We start from the raw sequence: 16,648 nt of genomic DNA, 5'->3' as shown, positions 1-16,648 counted from the left end.
ATGTGGTTCACCAAAGTCAGCCTTAAAAACCCCGTGTTCGCCACGATGGTGATGCTTGCCATCGTCGTGCTGGGCCTGTTCTCCTACCAGCGCCTGAAGGTTGATCAGTTCCCCAACATCGACTTTCCGGTGGTGGTGGTCACCGTGGACTACCCCGGTGCGTCGCCTGAAATCGTCGAGAGCGAAGTCACCAAGAAGATCGAGGAAGGCGTGAACTCGATTGCAGGCATCAACGCCCTGACCTCGCGCAGCTATGAGGGCACGGCCGTTGTCATCATCGAGTTCCAGCTCCACATCGATGGCCGCAAGGCCGCCGAGGATGTGCGCGAGAAGGTGGCCACCGTGCGCCCCAACCTGCGCACCGAGGTCAAGGAACCGCGTGTGCTGCGCTTTGACCCCGCCAGCCGCGCCGTGTGGTCGCTGGCCGTGTTGCCCGATGAAAAATCCGGCCGCAGTGCTGTCGAGCTGACCACCTGGTCTGAACAGGTGCTGAAAAAGCGCCTGGAGAACGTGCGCGGCGTGGGCGCGGTGAACCTGGTGGGTGCCACCAAGCGCGAAATCAATATCTACCTGAACCCGCAGGCGCTCGAAGCGTTTGGCGTGACCCCCGACCAGGTGGCGCAGGCCGTGCGCAACGAGAACCAGGACCTGCCCGTGGGCTCCATCCGGTCCCTCGCGCAGGAGCGCGTGGTGCAGATCGACGCTCGCATGGAACGCCCCGAAGACTTCGGCAAGATCATCGTCGCCCGCAAGAACGGAGCGCCGGTCCGGCTTGACCAGGTGGCCCGCGTCAACGACGGCGCGCAGGAGGTGGAAAGCCTGGCCCTGTACAACGGCCAGCGCACGTTGCTGCTGTCGGTGCAGAAGTCGCAGGGCGAAAACACCATCGAGGTGGTGGACGGCCTGAACGCCGCTGTGGTGGAGCTGAAGAACCAGCTGCCTCCCGGCGTGCGGCTGGAGACCATTGGCGACAGCGCCCGCCCGATCCGTGTGGCGGTGAACAACGTGCGCCAGACGCTGATCGAGGGCGCCATCCTCACGGTGCTCATCGTGTTCCTGTTCCTGAACTCCTGGCGCTCCACCGTGATCACCGGGCTGACGCTGCCGATTGCGCTGATCGGCACGTTCCTGTTCATGAACATGTTTGGCTTCACCATCAACATGATCACGCTGATGGCGCTAAGCCTGTGCGTGGGCCTGTTGATCGACGATGCCATCGTGGTGCGCGAGAACATCGTGCGCCACGTGCAGATGGGCAAAGGCGCCTACGCAGCCGCCATGGATGGCACGCAGGAGATTGGCCTGGCGGTGCTGGCCACCACGCTGTCCATCGTGGCGGTGTTCATGCCCATTGGCTTCATGGGCGGCATCATCGGCAAGTTTTTCCACGAGTTCGGCATCACCATCGTGGCGGCGGTGATGATCTCGATGTTTGTGAGCTTCACGCTTGACCCCATGCTGTCGAGCATCTGGCACGACCCGAGCATCCATGCCCACGGCCAGAAGATCGAGCCCGTCACCTTCTACGACAAGACCATTGGCCGCGTCACAGGCTGGTTCGACCGTGCCACCGATGCATTGGCCGAGGGCTACCAGCGCATTCTGCGGTGGTCGCTGGTGCACAAGCTGACCACCATGGCCATTGCGCTGGCCATCTTTGTGCTGAGCATCTTCATGGTGCCGCTGCTGGGCACCGAGTTCGTGCCCAAGGCCGACTTCTCCGAAACCTCGCTCAATTTCTACACCCCCGTGGGTTCGTCGCTGGAGGCCACCGAGGCCAAGGCACAACAGGTGGAGGGCATCCTGCGCGAGATGCCGGAGGTGCGCTACACACTGGCCACCATCAACACCGGCAGCGCCCAGGGCAAGATCTACGCCAATATCTATGTGCGGCTGGTGGACCGCAAGGACCGCAGCCGCAGCGTGGACCAGATGTCCGACGTGCTGCGGGAACGCCTCAAGACCGTGCCCGGCATCACCATCACCCACGTGGGCCTGCTGGACGCCGTGGGCGGCAACAAGCAGGTGGAGTTCTCGCTGCAAGGCCCCGACCTGCAGGAGCTGGAGCGCCTGACCAAGGTGGTCACCGAAAAAATCCGCGATATTCCCGGGCTGGTGGACCTGGACACCAGCGCCAAGCCCAACAAGCCGGTGATCGCCCTGGAGGTCAAGCGCGACGTGGCGTCGGACCTGGGCCTGTCGGTGGCGCCCATGGCAGCATCGCTGCGCACCCTGGTGGCGGGCACCACCGTGGGCAACTGGCGCGCCCCGGATGACCAGACCTACGACGTGAACGTGCGCCTGGCCCCCGAAGCCCGCACCCAGCCCGCCGACCTGGAGCGCCTGCCCTTTGCCCTGGCGGCGGCCGACGGCACTACGCGCATCGTGCGCCTGAACCAGGTAGCGAGTGTGACCGAATCCACCGGCGCCAACCAGATCAACCGCCGCGACCTGACCCGCGAGGTGGCCGTGAACGCCAACGTGGCAAAGCGGTCGGCCGGTGAGGTATCGAACGACATCAAGAAGGCGCTGGAGGAAGTGAGCTTCCCGCCCGGCTACCGCTACCAGTTCAGCGGCTCCACCAAGAACATGGCCGAATCCTTTGGCTACGCCATCTCGGCCCTGGCCATGGCCATCATCTTCATCTACATGATCCTGGCGAGCCAGTTCAAGAGCTTCTTGCAGCCGCTGGCGCTCATGACCTCGCTGCCGCTCACGCTGATTGGCGTGGTGCTGGCGCTGTTGATGTTTCGCTCCACGCTGTCGATGTTCTCCATCATTGGCGTGGTGATGCTGATGGGGCTGGTCACCAAGAACGCCATCTTGCTGGTGGACTTTGCCATCCGTGCCCGCGAGGAGCACGTGAACGACCAGGGCCAGACCGTGCCCGGCCTGCCCCGTGCCGACGCCTTGCTGCTGGCCGCCCGGGTGCGGCTGCGCCCCATCCTGATGACCACGCTGGCCATGATCTTCGGCATGGTGCCACTGGCGTTCGCGTTGTCCGAAGGCTCGGAGCAGCGCGCGCCCATGGGCCAGGCTGTGATCGGCGGGGTCATTACCTCTTCCCTCTTGACCCTGGTGGTGGTGCCGGTGGTGTATTGCTACATGGACGACTTGGCCCAGTGGGCCCTTCGCAAGATGGGGCGCGCCCCGGCAGCGCCTAAAATCGAAGGTTTGTCCTGATCGTCCCGATCGGCCTTGCATCTGCCCCACGGAGAAATCCCATGAACCTGCCCCTGAACACGTCCGCCAACATCAGCGACCCTATTGCCCAGGCCCGCTACAACATGATCGAGCAGCAGATCCGCCCCTGGAATGTGCTCGACGCTGACGTACTCGACCTGCTGGCGGTGGTCCGCCGTGAAGACTTTGTTCCCCCGGCCTACCGCAGCCTGGCCTTCATGGACATCGAAGTGCCCCTGCTGGGCAACGACGCCGAAGAGGCCGTGCGCCTGGGCCACAGCATGCTGCAGCCGCGCGTCGAGGCACGCATCCTGCAAGACCTGCGCATTTTGCCGACCGACCGCGTGCTCGAAATCGGTGCAGGTTCGGGCTACATGGCCGCCCTGCTGGCCGCCCGCGCCGAACGTGTGGTGTCGCTCGAAATCAACCCCGAACTCGCCGAAATGGCCCGTGAGAACCTGCGCGACGCGGGTGTTCAAAACGCCGATGTGCGCCTGGGCGACGGCGCCCGCGACGCCATTCCCGACGGCCCGTTCGACGTGATCGTACTCAGCGGCTCGGTGGCCGAAGTGCCCACCTCCCTGCTTGGGCTGCTGCGTGACGGCGGCCGCCTGGGCGCCATCGTGGGGGGCGAGCCCGTGATGCGTTTCACCCTGACCCGCCGCACCGGCGACCGTTTCGAAACCACATCGCCTTGGGACACCATCGCCCCGCGCCTGGTGAACTTCCCGGAACCTTCCGGCTTTACGTTCTGACCCTGTTGTTCGGCTTTCTTCGGAGTTCTGCATGATCGATCACGTCCGCCCCGCCCAGCTGTCTGCCTGGTTTGCCGCCGCACCCGAAGGCAGCCAGCCCCTGGTGCTGGACGTGCGCGAACCCTGGGAGCTGCAGACCGCCAGCGTGCGCGCCGACGGGTTTGAACTGGTGGCCATCCCCATGGGCGAATTGCCCGGGCGACTGGCCGAGCTGGACCCCGCCCGCCCCATTGCGTGCCTGTGCCACCACGGCGCACGCAGCCTGCGGGTGGCATCGTTCCTGCAACACAACGGGTTTGAACAGTTGGCCAATATCACCGGTGGCATTGATGCCTGGTCGCACGAAAACGACCCCACCGTGCCCCGCTATTGATCACGCCCCTGGCACCCCGCTCTCCCATCGAACCGCAGACTCTTCCGAAGGACCCCCATGACTCCGCACCGGCCCCTCTCCCTGTCACTTCTGTCCCTGGCGCTCGGCGCGGCGCTGAGCGCCCCGGCGCACGCCCAGAGCCTGCTGGAGCTGGTGGAATCGGCACGCACCTATGACACGACCTGGCAGTCGGCCCGAGCCCAGCTCGACGCAGCATCCCGCCGCGCCGACCAGGCCCGCGCCGGCCTGCTGCCCAGCGCCGCGCTCACGGCCGGGCTCAGCCGCGCCAATGTGGAACTGAGCCGCCCGCCCGTGGAGAACACCGGCACCACACAGACGGTGGGCGTGCAGGCCTCGCAACCGCTGTACCGCCCCGCCAACCGCATCACGCTGGAGCAAGGCCAGCGCGGCATTGACGTGGCCCAGGCGCAGCTGGACGCCGCCACGCAAGACCTGCTGGTGCGCGTGAGCCAGGCCTACTTTGACGTGCTGGCCGCGCAGGACACCCTGACCTTCGTGCAGGCGCAAAAAGCGGCCGTGTCAGAACAACTGGCCTCCGCCAAGCGCAACTTCGAGGTGGGCACCACCACCGTCACCGATTCGCGCGAGGCCCAGGCCCGCTACGACCTCGTGGTGGCCCAGGAAATCGCGGCCGAAAACGACCTGCGCGTGAAACGCCTGGCACTGGACCAGCTGGTGGGCATCACCGGCACCAAGCCCCAGCCGCTGGCGCTGCCCGTGCAACTGCCCACGGTGCAGCCCGACAACGTGACCACCTGGGTGGACACTGCACGCGACCAGCAGCCCGGCGTGCGCCAGGCCGCCATCGCGCTGGACATTGCCCGCCTTGAAACCAAGAAGGCCGAAACCGGCCACCTGCCCACCCTGGACCTGCAGGTGGGCTACAACGTCACGCGCAACCCGAACGGCACCATCACGGCGCCCGGCGTGAACAACCGCACCAACAGCGCCAGCGTGGGCGTGGCCTTCAATCTGCCGCTGTTTGCCGGATTTGCGGTGCAAAACCGCGTGAAGGAAACCCTGGCGCTGGAAGAAAAGGCCAGCGCCGACCTGGAGACCACGCGCCGCAACGTGGCCCAGGCCACGCGCGCCGCCTTCTTTGGCGTGCAGTCGGGCCAGGGCCAGGTGCAGGCCCTGGAGGCTGCCGAAGCCTCCAGCCAGAGTGCGCTCGATGCCAACAAGCTCGGTTACCAGGTGGGCGTGCGCATCAACATCGACGTGCTCAATGCCCAAAGCCAGCTCTTCCAGACCAAGCGCGACCTGGCCCAGGCCCGCTACAACGTGCTGCTCGGCACGCTGAAATTGCGCCAGGCGGCGGGCACGCTGACGCAGCAGGACATTGAGGCGATCAACGCCTTGCTCATCAAGCCCTGACGGGGTTGGCGGACGGGCCGCGCGGAGCTACCCGGCGGCTTGCAGCACGGCCTGCACCGCCTGCGCCGTAGCCCGGGCCGCTCCCCGGTGCGCCGTGGCAAAACGGCTGGCACGTTCGCTGGCCGCGGCCTGCTCCGGGGCATCCGTCGCCAAATGGGCCGCGAGCGCCATGCCTGCGGCCAGGTCGGGCACGCGCTGCGCGGCACCTGCCGCGCAGGCCAGCTCGGCCGCCTCGGCAAAGTTGAAGGTATGCGGCCCCAGCACCACGGGGCAGCCGCAGGCGGCGGCCTCGATCAGGTTCTGGCCGCCCAGGGGGGCAAAACTGCCACCCAGCAAGGCCACATCGGTCAGGCCGTAGTACAGCGCCATTTCGCCCAGTGAATCCCCCAGCCACACGTCGGCCGCCTCGGGTTCTGCCGCCCAGTGGCTGCGGCGCGATACGGTGAGCCCAGCGCGCAGGAGCAGCTGTTGCACCTCGTCAAACCGCTGAGGGTGGCGCGGCACGATGAGCCATTGCACGCCATTTGCTATATTATTAATAGCTGCTTGCGCTTGTCCATCATGCGCTGCGGCCTGTTTTGGCTTGAAGTTTTCGAGCCACATTGCCTCCTCGCCCTCCCGGCTGCTGGCCAGCAGCACCACGGGGCGCCCGGTGTGGGTGTGCCAGGCCCGACCTTGGGCGATCTGGCGGGCGTCGGGCACCACGTCAAACTTGAGATTGCCAAACACGCCGCGCACCGGGGCGCCGATGGCCCGCAGGCGGGTGGCGTCGTCTTCGGTCTGGGCCCAGGCAGCGGTTAACCCCCCATAGGCGGGCCGGGCCAGCGCTGCCAGGCGCTGGGCCTTGTGCAGCGACTTGGCGTTAAAACGCGCATTGGCCAGCACCAGCGGCACGCCACGCTGGTGGCAGCCCGCCACCAAGTTGGGCCAGACCTCGGTTTCCATGAGGATGCCGATGGCCGGGCGAAAGGTGCGCAGAAAGCGCGCCACGGCGCCCGGTGTATCCCAGGGCTGCCACACTTGCACGTCGCCGGGCAGCAGAAGCTTTTCGCCCTCGGCCCGCCCGGTGGCCGTGCCGTGGGTGAGCAGCAGACGCATGCCCGGAAGCTGCTCGCGCAGCTGGGCCAGCAAGATGGCGGCGGCGCGGGTTTCGCCCAGCGATACGGCGTGGACCCAGACAAACTGGCCTATCGGATCGACGCTGTGGTGCGACACCATGCTGTCCATGGGCACCGGATAGCGACCAAAACGCTCGCCCACCGCATGGGCATAGCCGGGTTCGGCCACGGCGCGGCGGCGCAGCTTGCGGCGCAGCAGGGGCTGCGCGCACCAGGTCACCAGCGAATACAGGGCGCGGGCAGCGTTCATGCGGGGGATCGATCAGCGGATCAGCCGACCAGCTCCACAACCCCGCCCGTCCAGCCGCTGTCGCCCCGTGCCGCCCACACCAGGCTGGGGCTGTCATCGGGCGCGGCTGCCACGCAGTGGCCACCGGGTGCCCAGAAGGCGCTGCGACCCGCGCTCACGTAGCCGCCAGAGGGCCCGCTGTAGTTGGCCACCAGCACTGCCATGTCGTGGTCACGGGCATAGCCTTGCAGCAGAGCCGATTCGGCCCCATAGGCCTTCTCGGAAATCAGCACGCCCGCCGCGTAGAGCGCGGCTCCCGCATTGCTGGCGGCCATTGCGTGTTCGGGATGGGTGATGTCGGCACACACGGCCAGCGCCGTGGGTTCACCGGCCAGCAACAGCACCTGGGCGTCGTCGGTGCCAGCACTGGCGAACCGCTCCTCGCTCGGGTGCAGGTGGCGCTTGCGGTACAGCGCCACACTGCCGTCGGCCCCGAGCACCCAGGCGCCAATGGCGGGCAAGGCGCCCGCCACCACCGGCGCAGCCGGGGCGCCCACCACCAGGGTGATGCCATGTTGCTGAGCAGACTGCCGCAAGGGAGCCAGCGCGGGATGGTCGGCCGACAGCACGTTGGCCGCCAGCAGGTTCGGTTCATACCCCGTGAGCGACAGCTCGGGAAACACCAGCACCAGCACACGTTCGTGCACCGCCGCCCGCACGAAGGCCAGGTGCGTTTGCACGTTGCGCGCCACATCACCCGGCGCCGAGGGCGACTGGGCAGCGGCAACACGCAAGGGGGTGGACAGTGACGGTTTCATGCGGGGCGGTTCAACAACAAATACAGAAAGAGGGGCACAGAAAGAGGGGCGCGGCGGGTTCGACGATACGGCGTCAGTGGCTGGCGGCGCCGACGTGCGCATCGGGCTTGACCCGGTGCAGCAGGGCCAGCATGGCCGCTTCGATGCGGGCCAGGGCCTCGGTGGTGTGGCCCTCAAAGCGCAGCACCAGCACCGGCGTGGTGTTGCTGGCGCGGATCAGGCCAAAACCGTCGGGCCAGTCCACGCGCAGGCCATCGATGGTGCTGATCTGAGAGGGCGCGGCAAAGGTCTCTGCAGCCAGGGCCTGCAGCTCGGCCGTGAGGCGGTGGGGTTCGCCCTCGGCGCAGGCCACGTTCAGCTCGGGGGTGGAGAAACTGGTGGGCAGCGCGTTGAGCACGGCGCTCGGGTCGGTGGACTTGCTCAGGATTTCCAGCAGGCGGCAGCCCGCGTAGGTGCCGTCGTCAAAACCATACCAGCGCTCCTTGAAGAAGATGTGGCCGCTCATCTCGCCGCCCAGCGGGGAGTGGGTCTCCTTCATGCGGGCCTTGATGAGCGAGTGGCCGGTCTTGAACATGATCGGCACGCCGCCAGCGGCCGCAATGGCAGGCGCCAGGCGCTGGGTGCACTTCACGTCGAAGATGATCTCGCCGCCGGGCACGCGCGAGAGCACGTCTTGCGCAAACAGCATCATCTGGCGGTCGGGGAAGATGTTGGTGCCGTCCTTGGTCACGATCCCTAAGCGGTCGCCGTCGCCGTCAAACGCCAGGCCCAGCTCGGCGTCGCTGGCCTTCAGGGCCTCGATCAAATCACGCAGGTTCTCGGGCTTGCTCGGGTCGGGGTGGTGGTTGGGGAAGTTGCCATCCACCTCGGAGAACAGCTCGATCACTTCGCAGCCCAGGGCGCGGAAGATGTCCGGCGCCGAGGCGCCCGCGATGCCGTTGCCGCAGTCCACCACGATCTTGATCGGGCGGGCCAGTTTCACATCGCCCACGATGCGTTCGCGGTACGCGGGCAGCACGTCCACATGGCGCACCGAGCCGCCGGGCAGCAGCTGCCAGGTTTCCTGCTCCATGGTGCGGCGAAGCTGCTGGATTTCTTCGCCATAGATGGCGCGGCCGTTCAGCACCATCTTGAAGCCGTTGTAGTCCCTGGGGTTGTGGCTTCCGGTGACCTGGATGCCGCTGGCACACAGCGTGCTGGCTGCAAAGTACAGCAGCGGCGTGGTCACCAGGCCCACATCGATCACCTCAATGCCCGCCTCCACCAGCCCCTGGATCAGCGCACCCGAGATGGCCGGGCCCGACAGGCGCCCGTCGCGCCCCACCGCCACGGTGGTCTGCCCCTCGGCGCGGGCTGCCGTGCCAAAGGCCCGGCCCAGGCCGAGCGCAACTTCTTCGTTGAGCGTGGACGGCACAATGCCGCGGATATCGTAGGCTTTGAAAATGGCGGGTGTGGGCTGCACGCAGGGGCCTTTCGCGTAGGGAGTTGGGCTGTTTTTGGAAGTCCGCTGCATTGTAGGCGCGCCCTCCGGGGGTACTGGGGGCAAACCCTCGCGTTGGGCTGAGGCACATGTCCGAAAACGGCCAGTGAAAACACCCCCGGCTCCTATGATCCAGCCCATGAATCGGCCCTCCCCCCCCACCCCATCCGTTGCCCAGGCCCCTGACACCGCCTTGGACGAAGGCCGCTACCTGGCGGTGCTGGCGCGGGATGCACGGTTTGACGGGCATTTTTTCACGGCGGTGACCTCCACCGGCATCTATTGCCGCCCCGTGTGCGCCGTGCGCACGCCCCGGCGCGAGAACTGCCGCTTTTTTGTGCTGGCCGCACAGGCCGAGAACGCGGGCTTTCGCCCCTGCCTGCGCTGCCGGCCCGAGCTGGCGCCGCAGGCGCTGGTGTGGTCGGTGCAGGACGCCAGTGGCATCCTGGTCCAGCAGGCCGTGCGCCTGCTGGATGCGCCCGACCTGTGGCCCGCCCCGTCCGCGCCCGGCGAAGGCAGCGCCACCGTGGCCCGGCTGGCCGAGCGCCTGGGCGTGAGCGACCGGCACCTGCGCCGCATTTTTGAGGCGGCCCTGGGCGTATCGCCGCTGCAGTACCTGCAGACGCGCCGGCTGCTGACCGCCAAACAACTGCTCACCGACACCCCCATGCCCGTTACCCAGGTGGCGCTGGCCAGCGGCTTTGCGAGCGTGCGGCGCTTCAATGCGGCGTTTTCGGGGCACTACGGCCTGAACCCCACACAGCTGCGGCGCAGCGGCACCACCGCAGGGGCGCAACCCACCAGCACCTTGCGCCTGGCCTGGCGCCCGCCGTTTGATGTGCCTGCGCTGCTGGCCTTTTTTGAACGGCGGCAGTTCCAAGGCGTGGAATGGGTGCTGCCGGAGGAGACCACGCTGCGGCGCACGGTGCGTCTGCCCGCCTCCTGCACCGGCCTGCCCGGCGAAACCACGGGATGGTTCAGCGCACGCTTTGACGGGGCCCGGCACCAGGTGCTGCTGCAGACCAGCGACAGCCTGTACCCCGTGTTGCCGCTCGTGATCCGCCGCGTGCGCGCCATGCTCGACCTGGATGCCGACCCCGCAGCCATCAACGCCGTGCTGCACCAGCACTTCCCCCAGGGCGACGGCCTGCGGGTGCCCGGTGCGTTCGATGGCTTTGAGCTGGCCGTGCGCGCCGTGCTGGGCCAGCAGATCACCGTGGCCGCTGCGCGCACCCTGGGCCAGCGGCTGGTGGAGCGGCTGGGTGAGCCCATCGAAACGCCCTGGCCCGGGCTGAACCGCCTGTTCCCCACCGCTGCCACGCTGGCAGCGGCCGACGGCGACACCCTGGGCCAGCTGGGCATCGTGCGCCAGCGCCAGGCTGCCATCGTGGCGCTGGCCCGCGCCGTGGATGGCGGCACGCTGGCCTTGCACGCGGGCGCCGACGTGGCCAGCACCACGGCCGCGCTGTGCGCCCTGCCCGGTATTGGCGACTGGACGGCCCAGTACATCGCCATGCGCGTGTTGCGCTGGCCCGATGCGTTTCCGGCCGGGGATGTGGCGCTGCACAAGGCCCTGGGCGTGCAGGGGCACAAGAACCCGGCCCGCGCCGCAGGCGAGGCCTCGCAGGCCTGGCGGCCCTGGCGCAGTTACGCGGTGCTGCGCGCCTGGGCAGCGGGCACCCCGGCGGGTGCCGTGCCACCAGTTCCGTCACTATCAAAGTAGGAGCTGCTAGCGCTTATCCATCAAGCGCTGGAGGCCAATTTTATCTAAAAATCGTTCATTCAGTCATGCAGTTTCACCCCCACACCGTGCAAATGCGCACCTCCACCGCGCTGGGGCCCGTGCGCCTGGCGGCGTCGCCCGCCGGCTTGGTCGGTGTCTGGTTTGAAGGCCAGCGCCACGAGCCCAGCCAGCGTCTTCATGGCCCCACGGCCTGGGCTGACACGGCAAGCCACCCCGTGCTGGAGGAAGCCGCCCACCAGCTCCAGCAGTACCTCGCCGGGCAACGTGCGGGGTTTGACCTGCCGCTGGACCTTTCGGGTGGCACGCCGTTTCAGCAGGCTGTGTGGCGTGCCTTGCTGGCCATCGGCCGGGGTGCCACCACCAGCTACGGCGCCTTGAGCCGTCAGCTGGGCCGCCCCCTGGCCGTGCGCGCAGTGGGCGCCGCCGTGGGGCGCAACCCGATCAGCGTGGTGGTGCCCTGCCACCGCGTGGTGGGATCGGACGGCAGCCTGACGGGCTATGCCGGTGGCCTTGATCGCAAAGCGGTCTTGCTGACGCTGGAAAATGCGCTGCCCTCCACCTCCCCCAACGCTTTCCGCAAAGGACATGCATGAACAGCCCCGGCAACCAGCCCGTTTCCACCTGGATCGGCGAATTCATCTTGCTGGCGGCGCTGTGGGGCGCGTCCTTTCTGTTCATGCGGCTGGGTGCGTCCGACTTCGGCCCTCTGCCCACGGCCGGGCTGCGCGTGGCGCTGGCCACGATGTTCCTGTGGCCCATCATGATGCGCCAGGGCCACTGGCCTGCGCTGCGCCAGCACTGGCGGCCCATCCTGTTTGCGGGGGTCATCAATTCGGCCATTCCATTTGCGCTGTTTTCCTGGGCTGTGCTGCACATTGCCACGGGCCTGACCTCCATCCTCAACGCCACCGTGCCGCTGTTTGGCGCGCTGGTGGCCTGGATGTGGCTGGGTGACCGCATCAACCGCCTGCGCTGGGCGGGCCTGGCGCTCGGTTTTGTGGGCGTGGCGCTGCTGGCCTGGCGTGCGCCAGCGGGCACCGGGTTCAAGAGTGACAGCGCCGAATGGGCCATTGCCGCCTGCCTGTTGGCTTCGAGCTTCTACGGGCTGTCGGCCAGCTTTGCACGGCGCTACCTCACGGGCATTCCACCGCTGGCCACCGCTACCGGCAGCCAGCTGGGCGCGGCGCTGGGACTGGCCCTGCCCACGCTGTGGTTCTGGCCTGCGCAGATGCCAGGCCTGCGCGCCTGGGGCGCCATCATTGCCATTGCGGTGCTGTGCACGGGCATTGCCTACATCCTGTACTTTCGCCTGATCGCCAGTGCCGGCCCCAGCCGGGCGCTGGCCGTGACCTTCATAACCCCCGTGTTTGCGGTTTTGTACGGCACGGTCTTCCTGGGCGAACGCATCACGCCCTGGATGGTGGGCTGCGCCGTGGTCATCGTGTGCGGCACATTGTTGTCAACCGGACTTATCAGGACACTCAGGCCCGCCCTGCCCGCCTCAGAACGGCCCTAAACTTGGCCCATGGGGTTTTCTTCGGGCTTTTGCCATCTGACCAAGTCCGTCAACGGCACCGGGCGCTGTACTGCCACACACATCCCCGGCCGCTCCCCCTGCAACTCCTGGCCTGCGGCTACCCCGCCGCAATTGGCTTGCCCAGGGGTTTTCCATGGGTAACAACACCCTTTTGGCCGCCACAGCGCTGATGTCGCTGCTGCTGGTGCTTGCCTGGCTGCCGCCGCGCGAGTCCTTGCACCCGTCGCGCCGCACCTTGCTGCTGCTGGGGTTGGCAGGCGGCCTCGTTTCCTGGATTTCTTTTGAGGCGCTGCGCTGGAACGCCCCTGAGCTGCGGGTGGTGGCCTACCCCACGGTGGCGGCGTTTCTGGCGCTCTTTTTCAGGTTTCCGGCGGCCATCATTGCGGCGCTCATGGCCCTGGTGGCGGCGGTGGGTACTGATGTGTCCGATGCGGTGCCAGCCGTTGCCGTGCTGGGCGTGTCGGTGGCCACGGGGTTGTTGTGGCGCCATGTGGGGGCACGCCTGCAGGTGCCCAAATGGGCTGCACTGATCGGCCTGACGCTGACCCTGCCCCTGGCCGTGTCTGGCAGCCTGTGGGCCACCGACGGCGCATCCGACATGGCGCGAAGCCTGCCATGGCACCACGGCGCCGGGGTGCTGATGCTGGGCGTGGGCCGGTTGCTGCTGGCCAACGGAGCACGCTCCGAGCTTTCACGCAGCGACATCCAGCAAGCCCTTGCACAACAAGAGCGCAGGCTGCGCCTGGTGCTCGACTCCATGGGTGGCGGGCACTGGGAGTGGGATGTGGTGCAGCGCCAGTTCCGCTGCCACGGCAGCTTCTACGACACCTTCGGCATCACCGCCGCCGATCTGGAGGCGCCAGACCTGTGGCAGCGCTGGTATGCCCGGCGCCACCCGCAGGATGCCGAGCGCAATGCGGCCAGGCTGGCGCGGGCCATGGACGGGCTGGAAGACAGCTACGAAGCCGAATTCAGGGTGATGGACACCGAGGGCCGCTGGCACTGGCTCATGTCGCGCGGCACGGTGGCCACGCGCGACGCCCAGAACCGGCCGACCAGCCTCATCGGCATGGACGTGGACATCACCGCCCACCGCGCGGCCGAAGATGCGCTGCGCTCGTCCGAGGCCAAGTACACGACCTTCTACCAGACGCTGCCCGACCCCGCAGGCATCTCGCGCATCTCGGACGGCCGCTACATCGACGTGAACCCCGCATTCTGCGAGGTGCTGGGGCGCCCGCGCGAGGAGGTGATCGGCCGCACATCGACCGAGCTGAACATCTGGGCCTCTGAACAGGAACGCAAGCGGCTGGTGGAGACCTTCCGCCGCGACGGCAAGGTGGACCGCCTGCCGCTGGTTGCGCAGCGCGAGGGCGGACGCATCCCGGGACTGATGTCGGCACGCTCCGTGCTTGTGGATGGCGAAAACTGTTTTGTGTTCGTTTTCCATGACATGACCGAAGCCCACCGCGCCAGTGACGAGCTGCGGGCCCTCAACGGCCTGCTGCAGCAGGCCGGCCGCCTGGCCCGGCTGGGTGCCTGGGAGGACGAGCGCGGCAAGGGCCTGGTCTACTGGTCAGACGTGTGTTTTGACATCCACGGCCTGCCCCCCGGTTCGCCGCTGCCCCACGACTACATCGACCGCCATGTGGCGCCCGCCTACCGCGAAACGCTGCGCGCCAACTTCCGCTTGAGCATTCTGGAGCGCCGCGAGTGGAGTATGGAGATCGAGGTGCTGCACACCGACGGTCGGCTGGTGTGGGTGCGCGCCATGGGCGAGCCGGTGATCGAAAACGGGCGCGTGACCCGCGTACGCGGCGTGATGCAGGACATCGACGAGGCCAAGCGCGCCGAGCAGCGCCTGCGCCAGTCCGAAGAGCGTTTCTCGCGCATCTTTCAGCTCATGCCCTACCCCATGGGCCTGTCGCACCGCCGCGACGGACGCTATGTGGACATCAACCCCGCCTGGGTGGACATGCTGGGCATCCCGCGCGAGGAGGCCATCGGCCGTACTGCGGTCGAGCTGGGCATCTTCACCGCGCACGACCGCGAAAAGCTGATTGCGGAGGTGGAGCGCTCGGGCCACCTGAGCAGCTACGAGGTCAACCTGAATGTGCGTGGCGGCCCACCCCGCACCGTGCTGCAGTCCATGCGCGCCACCGAATTCGATGGCGAGCCGTGCTGGCTGTTCTCGGTGCACGACATCACCGACCGCAAACGCAACGAAGAGCAGGTGCGGGAACGCGAGGAACTGCTCTCGCTCACCATCTCGGCGGCATCGTTGGGCCTGTGGGACTGGAATTTGCACACAGGCACCGTCACCGGCGACAGCCGCTGGCACGCCATGCGAGGCCTGGACACGCCCCACACCCCACTGGCCTCCACGCAGTGGACCGCCGGCATTGCCCCCGACGACATCGACCGCATCACCAGCGAACTGGCCCGCCACACCACCCACCCCGGCACCCCGTTCGACGCCACCTGGCGTGTGAACCAGCAGGGCGACCCCGCCCGCTGGCTGCGCAACCTGGGCAAGATCGTGGGCTTCGATGCAGCGGGCCGCCCCGCACGCATGCTGGGCGTGGCCATTGACGTCACGCCCCAGCGCGAGCAAGAGGTTCTGCTGCAGCGGCTGGCCCTGTTTGACGCCCTCACGGGCCTTCCCAACCGCGTGCTGCTGGCCCGCAAGCTGCAGGAGTGCATGGACCAGGCGCGCCAGAACGGTCGGCAACTGGGTGTGGCCTACCTGGACCTGGACGGCTTCAAGCCCGTCAACGACCGCCTGGGCCACGGCGCGGGCGACCGCCTGCTGGTGGTGGTGGGTGGCCGCCTTACACGCGCGCTGCGCCCGTTGGACACGGTGGCGCGCCTGGGCGGCGACGAGTTCGTGATCCTCATGCCCGACCTTGAATCCGTGGGCGACTGCGAGCGCATGCTGCACCGGGTGATGGACAACATCTCAGCGCCCTACACACTCGACACCGAGCGTGTGGTGGTCACTGCCAGCATCGGCTACACCGTGTTCCCGCAGGATGACGCCGACGCCGACGCCCTGCTGCGCCACGCCGACCAGGCCATGTACGCCGCCAAGCAGGCCGGGCGCAACCGGTTCCACCAGTTCGACGCTGCGCAGGAACGCGCCCTGCAACTGCAGCGCGAACAGGGCCGCCACTTGCGCGAGGCCCTGGCCGCCGCGCAGTTCACGCTGTACCTGCAGCCCAAGGTGGACATGAGGAGTGGGGCCGTGGTGGGTGCCGAAGCGCTGGCGCGCTGGCAGCACCCCGAACGCGGCCTGGTGCCGCCGGGCGAGTTCTTGCCCCTGCTGGAGGGCACCGAGCTGGAAATCGACTTTGGAGAATGGGTGGTCGAAGCCGCACTCACCGTGCTGGCGCAACTGCAGGCACACGGACTGCACCTGCCGCTGAGCATCAACATCGCCGCCCAGCACCTGCAAAACCCAGACTTTGCCGACTGGATGGCCCGGTGCATCGCCCGCCACCCAGGCGTACCCGGCCACCTGGTGGAAATCGAAATCACCGAAAGCGCCGCCCTCTACGACCTGACCGCCGTGGCGCAAACCCTGACGGCGCTGCGTGCGCTGGGGGTGGCGGTGTCGCTGGACGACTTTGGCACCGGCTACTCGTCGCTGACCTACCTGCGCCGCCTGCCCATGGACACGCTCAAGATCGACCAGAGTTTTGTGCACGGCATGATGGGCGACCCCGGCGACCTGGCCATCGTGCAGGGGGTCATCGGCCTGGCCCGCTCCTTCGGCTACCGCGTGATTGCCGAAGGCGTGGAAACCATCGAACAAGGCCAGATGCTGCTGCAGCTGGGCTGCATGCAGGCCCAGGGCTACTGTATCGCCCGGCCCATGCCGCTGCAGGATTTCATCGGCTGGACGCCAGGGTGGCAACCGCCGGTGGGGTGGCAGAAAAACCGGCCTGCGTGATTGCGCTCCGGCCGGAGTCTCGCCCCGCTCTGGCCCGGTGCCAGCGCACTGCGCCGATGGCAAA

Annotated in this window: 11 protein-coding genes; 8 read left to right on the top strand and 3 right to left on the bottom strand. The window is 67.6% G+C overall.

What is annotated here, in order from left to right; translation table 11 throughout:
* The 4 genes from AC2YJX_RS00930 to AC2YJX_RS00915 are packed head-to-tail and all read left to right on the top strand — an operon-like array spanning window position 1 to window position 5,706.
* Window positions 1–3,183 (top strand): efflux RND transporter permease subunit, encoded by a 3,183-nt coding sequence (locus tag AC2YJX_RS00930; RefSeq protein ID WP_487254979.1) that lies wholly within the window; start codon window positions 1–3, stop codon window positions 3,181–3,183.
* Between the two features lie 41 nt (window positions 3,184–3,224).
* Window positions 3,225–3,938, top strand: coding sequence for a protein-L-isoaspartate O-methyltransferase family protein (locus tag AC2YJX_RS00925; protein ID WP_487254978.1), 714 nt, complete (start codon window positions 3,225–3,227; stop codon window positions 3,936–3,938).
* 31 nt (window positions 3,939–3,969) lie between these two features.
* The gene (locus AC2YJX_RS00920; RefSeq protein ID WP_121420154.1) at window positions 3,970–4,311 is read left to right on the top strand and encodes a rhodanese-like domain-containing protein; all 342 of its coding nucleotides are present in this window, start codon (window positions 3,970–3,972) and stop codon (window positions 4,309–4,311) included.
* Window positions 4,312–4,368: 57 nt separating this feature from the next.
* The gene (locus tag AC2YJX_RS00915; protein WP_487254977.1) at window positions 4,369–5,706 is read left to right on the top strand and encodes a TolC family outer membrane protein; all 1,338 of its coding nucleotides are present in this window, start codon (window positions 4,369–4,371) and stop codon (window positions 5,704–5,706) included.
* A gap of 27 nt (window positions 5,707–5,733) precedes the next feature.
* On the opposite strand, the gene AC2YJX_RS00910 is transcribed toward AC2YJX_RS00915, so the two are convergent.
* The 3 genes from AC2YJX_RS00910 to AC2YJX_RS00900 form a co-directional block, all read right to left on the bottom strand.
* Window positions 5,734–7,074: a 3-deoxy-D-manno-octulosonic acid transferase gene (locus AC2YJX_RS00910; protein WP_487254976.1), complete on the bottom strand. Its 1,341-nt coding sequence runs from the start codon at window positions 7,072–7,074 to the stop codon at window positions 5,734–5,736.
* Window positions 7,075–7,094: 20 nt separating this feature from the next.
* Window positions 7,095–7,871, bottom strand: a complete 777-nt coding sequence (locus tag AC2YJX_RS00905) for a carbon-nitrogen hydrolase family protein (RefSeq protein WP_218301075.1) — start codon at window positions 7,869–7,871, stop codon at window positions 7,095–7,097.
* Between the two features lie 73 nt (window positions 7,872–7,944).
* Complete coding sequence (locus tag AC2YJX_RS00900) at window positions 7,945–9,333, bottom strand: phosphomannomutase/phosphoglucomutase (protein WP_487254975.1); 1,389 nt, start codon at window positions 9,331–9,333, stop codon at window positions 7,945–7,947.
* Between the two features lie 145 nt (window positions 9,334–9,478).
* Here AC2YJX_RS00900 and AC2YJX_RS00895 point away from each other — a divergent pair, with 145 nt between their 5' ends.
* From AC2YJX_RS00895 to AC2YJX_RS00880, 4 genes are all read left to right on the top strand, one after another.
* The gene (locus AC2YJX_RS00895) at window positions 9,479–11,074 is read left to right on the top strand and encodes a DNA-3-methyladenine glycosylase 2 family protein (RefSeq protein ID WP_487254974.1); all 1,596 of its coding nucleotides are present in this window, start codon (window positions 9,479–9,481) and stop codon (window positions 11,072–11,074) included.
* Between the two features lie 65 nt (window positions 11,075–11,139).
* Window positions 11,140–11,688, top strand: coding sequence for a methylated-DNA--[protein]-cysteine S-methyltransferase (locus tag AC2YJX_RS00890; protein ID WP_487254973.1), 549 nt, complete (start codon window positions 11,140–11,142; stop codon window positions 11,686–11,688).
* Complete coding sequence (locus AC2YJX_RS00885) at window positions 11,685–12,611, top strand: DMT family transporter (RefSeq protein WP_487254972.1); 927 nt, start codon at window positions 11,685–11,687, stop codon at window positions 12,609–12,611. Before AC2YJX_RS00890 ends, AC2YJX_RS00885 begins: the two co-directional genes overlap by 4 nt.
* A gap of 154 nt (window positions 12,612–12,765) precedes the next feature.
* The gene (locus AC2YJX_RS00880; protein WP_228895315.1) at window positions 12,766–16,584 is read left to right on the top strand and encodes a sensor domain-containing protein; all 3,819 of its coding nucleotides are present in this window, start codon (window positions 12,766–12,768) and stop codon (window positions 16,582–16,584) included.
* Window positions 16,585–16,648: the final 64 nt, after the last annotated feature.

Source organism: Acidovorax sp. SRI_002, assembly GCF_057586455.1.
Note: the sequence above shows the minus strand (reverse complement) of the source record. Positions and strands in the feature narration are given on the sequence as shown.